Origin of the sequence: Paenibacillus sp. Aloe-11, assembly GCF_000245715.1 — a bacterium.
GTDB lineage: Bacteria > Bacillota > Bacilli > Paenibacillales > Paenibacillaceae > Paenibacillus > Paenibacillus kribbensis.
In genome coordinates, this window is record NZ_JH601077.1 from 1 (window position 1) to 4,131 (window position 4,131).

Sequence of the window (4,131 nt, forward strand, 5' to 3'; positions counted from 1 at the left end):
CGGCTCGAATATACTTTATCCCCAGTGTGCTGTTCTCTGACGAGCTTACAGCAAAACCCTGTTTTCCAGTATATTTTTCATGCAAATATGTGATTTCGAAGGGCCCAGCTTGACCAGTGAATCCTGAAACTCTGCAATTTCCTCTACCGACGCAGTTTGTATCTTGATGAGATAATTAAACTCCCCACTGATACGAAACAAATCGGTAACTTCCTTCGCTTCTTCACAAAAATCAACCAGCTCTTGGCAATGCTCTGTCTTTAATAAGATAAAAGTAGTGGTCCCTCGATCCAGTTCCCGTAGATTAAATACAGCACTATATCCGGAGATGACCCCTTTCTCCTCAAGCTTGACCATTCTTTCTTTAACGGACGGTTGAGACATGGAAATTTCTTTACTGATCTGGGAAATAGATATCCGAGCATCATGCTGAAGCAACTGCATTATTTTGTGGTCTATATCATCTAAATGATGCTGCATATCAAGCACCTCCTGATCCGATTTTAGAAAAGTAATATTTTTCAGCCATATCACCTTTTATTTAATCAATAATCAAGCTTAATTTCCTCACTTTTTATATGTAAAAGATGAAATATCATCTATATACTAAGGTTAACCTACATATAAGGAGAGATTTCAACATGAGTGTAATGGGACTAGCGCATGTGGCGATCCAAGCCATCGATTACCAGACAACCATAGCGTTTTATACCGAAGTATTAGGGTTTAAAAGAGGGCATTCCTGGAGCCTGCCAGCCTTTCAAATCCAAGAGGCCTCTATGCTTATTTCACCTGACCAGAGAACCTGCCTCGAAATTTTTGACAACGACGCAGTCATTCCTGCCCAAGGGAAAAAGGCTGCTTCCGAGGAAGAGATTGCTCACGGCGCTTTATTACATCTGGCCTTTTACGTAGACAACGTGGATGAAATATATCAGCGGGCCCTCGACCACGGAGCAAGAGTCTTTGTGGAACCTGGTCAGCTCACGCTTGGCGAACCTCCTCTGGTTGTCAAAAATGCATTGGTTCACAGCCCCAATGGTGAGGTTATTGAATTTATCGAGGATGTTAATTTTGACATGTCCTTATCGAACAAGGAATAATCAACGTAGTTATGGTTTAAGAGTTTTTTTCTGACAAGGTTTGGATCACATACCGATGATAAAATTGATCGCCATATAAATAGCCAGTCCTAAAATAATCAGTGCCGATATTTTATTGAGCACCGTGCCGAACCTTCCTTCTGAATCCATACGTCCTACGAGACGCCCGGCCATGGCTAAACCGATAAACCATATCCACGATACCGACACGGCGGCCAGGCCGAAGGCCCAGCGTTCCACACCGTCATATTGAAGTGAGCTGGTTCCAATTACGCCAACGGTGTCGAGTATGGCATGCGGATTCAGTAAGGATACCGAAGCGGCAAAAATCATCTGCCGTTTTGGAAGCATAGGCTGGCTTTCTCCCGAAGAAGCTGCCTTTGATCTCCAAAGGGTCCAGGCCATATATAGCAAAAACAAACAGCCTGCCGCATAGAGCACATTCGTGAGCCATAGAAACCGCTGCAATACAAGGGAAACACCCCCAACCGCAAGCGCGATCAGGATTGTATCACAGACACCTGCCGTAATGACAGCAGGCAGTGCATTTCGAAACCGCGACTGTGACGCCCCCTGATTAAACACAAATACATTTTGCACTCCCAAAGGCAAAATCAGCCCCAGTGCCAATAAAACGGCATGGATAATAGCCCCCAGCATATGTACTCCCCCAAAAATCATTATATATCTTCTCTCTCATCTTCCACTATTCCCTTCCTGTCCTTGGTGAGATCATCGTTCTGGATTCCCTCGGTTTTCCGGGTTCCCTCTATTTTCTGTTTTTGGCATGGCTGGTACGTCTTGTATACCCTCCAATTGTTTCACGGTAAGCTGGTAGTCCTGGGGATAGTTCATGTTGAACACAGCTTGCTTCCACATGTCTAAGCTCGCCCCTGGCCATTCTCCCGCTCTCTCATAACGAACGTTCAAGGAATTCAGCCAGTCGATCAGACGAAGACGGCCACTTCGCAGACATTGTTCGGCAGACGGCAGCGCACTTCGATGATATAAGCCCAGCAACGGATGTATACGTCCATCCACAGAGGCGATCACCGCCTGTAATGCGGGTTCCGTTGGCTGGGGTGACAAGTTATTTCCAGCCAGTAATCCTTGCTCTCCTTGCACTTGTTGCTTCCTTTGTTCACTGGCTGCCTCTTGCGCCGCTGCCCAGTTCGTTGCATGAGCAAGTAGAGCATGCAATACCTCTGGCTGCACAAAGGGCATATCACAGGCTACTACGATCCCCCATTCCGTTTTGGAAGCAGAAAGTCCTGCATGAATGCCGCTCAAAGGACCCAAGCCGGGATACAGGTCTGCCGTCGTTTCCAACCCCAGTCCCCTATACTGCTCTGTATCTCGGGTCACTGCAATAACCCGTCCCGCTACTTGTCCTAGCACTTCAGCTATTCTCTCCAGCACCGTAACTCCTCCGAGCTGGAGCAGTGCCTTGTCCTGTCCCATTCTGCTAGAGCGTCCGCCTGCCACGATAATTCCAGTCACCTCCACCATCACCATCACACCTCCTTTTTCTTAGACAAAATCCATCTTTAAACTTAAACAGGAATAGCTCTAATAATAGCATCTATATATAGCATAAAAAAATAGCGATCCACCTGGATCGCCAAAAAAAGAGTACTTATTCGTCTAATTCATTGTTTTTTCAATTCGTGAATTTAATAAGTTGCAAAAACCGTTTTAATATCGAGGTCGCTTCCACCCGGTTTGCCTGCTGTTTGGGAGCAAGTAAGTCTGGAGAGACACCTTTGATTAAGCCTTGCTCTGTAGCCTGCGCCATAGCCTCTTGGGCCCAAGGAGAAACAGTGGAAGCATCACTGTACAGCTCTTTATATTTCTCACTAGCAGGACCGGCATTCAGAGCCTGAACATAATGCGCAGCCTTTTCAGTAATGACTGCGATCTCCTCGCGCGTAATTACCTTTTCTGGTCCAAATGACTGATTTCCATAACCACGGATCAGACCTGCTTCCATCGCAGCCCCAATACTACCGGCATACCAGGCATTTTCTTTTACATCTGTAAAATGCTTTGTTAACGGCTTCTCCTGCAACCCGAGCCCACGTACAAGCAATGCCACAAATTCAGCTCTTGTTACAGCCCGATTCGGCTCAAAAATATCAGGCTGAACACCTTTGACAATTAGCTTGTTTGCCAGCATTTCTATATCTTTTTGCGCCCAATGATTCTCCAGATCCTTAAACTTTTTGTCTGCTGAGACTACAGCATAAATGCTGTTATGATTGGATTTGATGATTGCTTCCGTATGTCCGTTCACCTTCCGAATCAACACGGGAACTGACGATAACGCACTTGTCTTAGGATCGAACCATACGGCCGCTACGTGCTCAGGATCAACTTCATGATCCAGAATCAATTTCCGTTCCACGTAGTTCCCGAAAAATTCAGTGATCTCTTGATTTCCGGCCATTAGCTTGAAATCAACCGGGTTTACCACAACACCCGCTAAGCCCGTGTCAGCAATAGCTTGTCTTACTTGTGCACCGTTTTCGCCTGTCAACGATGAAATTTCAACTGTCAGACTATCTTCTGGATATAATGAGACTAATTTGTTGACCAGTTCAGAAGAAAGAGTAAACTGGGCTACTGCTGTTCGTATGCTGATCGGCAGATTTGTGTTTTCTTTCGCGTATTGTTGTAAAAAGGCGAAAGGTATACTCACTTTTGCAGCTTTATTGTATCCCGAAGCATCAACTACCAGCTCTTTCTGGTCAACATTTGTAACATTCAGCGTTTGACTGGCTTCTCCCTCATTCAAACCGATAAGTTGAATAGCACTGCTCTTATCGGCTACGGTCTTAGCGCCTGTTAATACGACACCAGTCTTAGACTCCGTTTGTGAAGCCGCAGACGAGGTATTTTGATCAGGCATTTCTTTATCCTTGGAACGATGTGGGCGCTCATCTCCCGTACGGAATGTCCATTCCTCTGGAGTATGCATCCCCGCATATGGATTCATCGCCATATCTGTCAGTGCTCCCGAGGTGATTTC

The 4,131-nt window shown here is 45.8% G+C and carries 5 protein-coding genes; 1 reads left to right on the forward strand and 4 read right to left on the reverse strand.

All coding sequences use genetic code 11. From position 1 onward, the window contains the following. Positions 1-45: 45 nt before the first annotated feature. Positions 46-480, reverse strand: a complete 435-nt coding sequence (locus tag WG8_RS23530; RefSeq protein WP_007432780.1) for an Lrp/AsnC family transcriptional regulator — start codon at positions 478-480, stop codon at positions 46-48. A 161-nt stretch (positions 481-641) separates the two neighbouring features. On the opposite strand from WG8_RS23530, the gene WG8_RS23535 reads away from it, so the two are divergent. Next, entirely contained in the window at positions 642-1,103 is a 462-nt protein-coding gene (locus WG8_RS23535; protein ID WP_007432781.1) for a VOC family protein, read from the forward strand. A 45-nt stretch (positions 1,104-1,148) separates the two neighbouring features. On the opposite strand, the gene WG8_RS23540 is transcribed toward WG8_RS23535, so the two are convergent. From WG8_RS23540 to WG8_RS23550, 3 genes are all read right to left on the reverse strand, one after another. Next, the gene (locus WG8_RS23540) at positions 1,149-1,763 is read right to left on the reverse strand and encodes a LysE/ArgO family amino acid transporter (RefSeq protein WP_007432782.1); all 615 of its coding nucleotides are present in this window, start codon (positions 1,761-1,763) and stop codon (positions 1,149-1,151) included. A gap of 72 nt (positions 1,764-1,835) precedes the next feature. Continuing rightward, the gene (gene mobA / locus WG8_RS23545; protein WP_007432783.1) at positions 1,836-2,612 is read right to left on the reverse strand and encodes a molybdenum cofactor guanylyltransferase; all 777 of its coding nucleotides are present in this window, start codon (positions 2,610-2,612) and stop codon (positions 1,836-1,838) included. Between the two features lie 151 nt (positions 2,613-2,763). Beyond that, positions 2,764-4,131: S-layer homology domain-containing protein (locus tag WG8_RS23550; RefSeq protein ID WP_007432784.1), on the reverse strand; the 1,368-nt coding region annotated here is incomplete at its 5' end.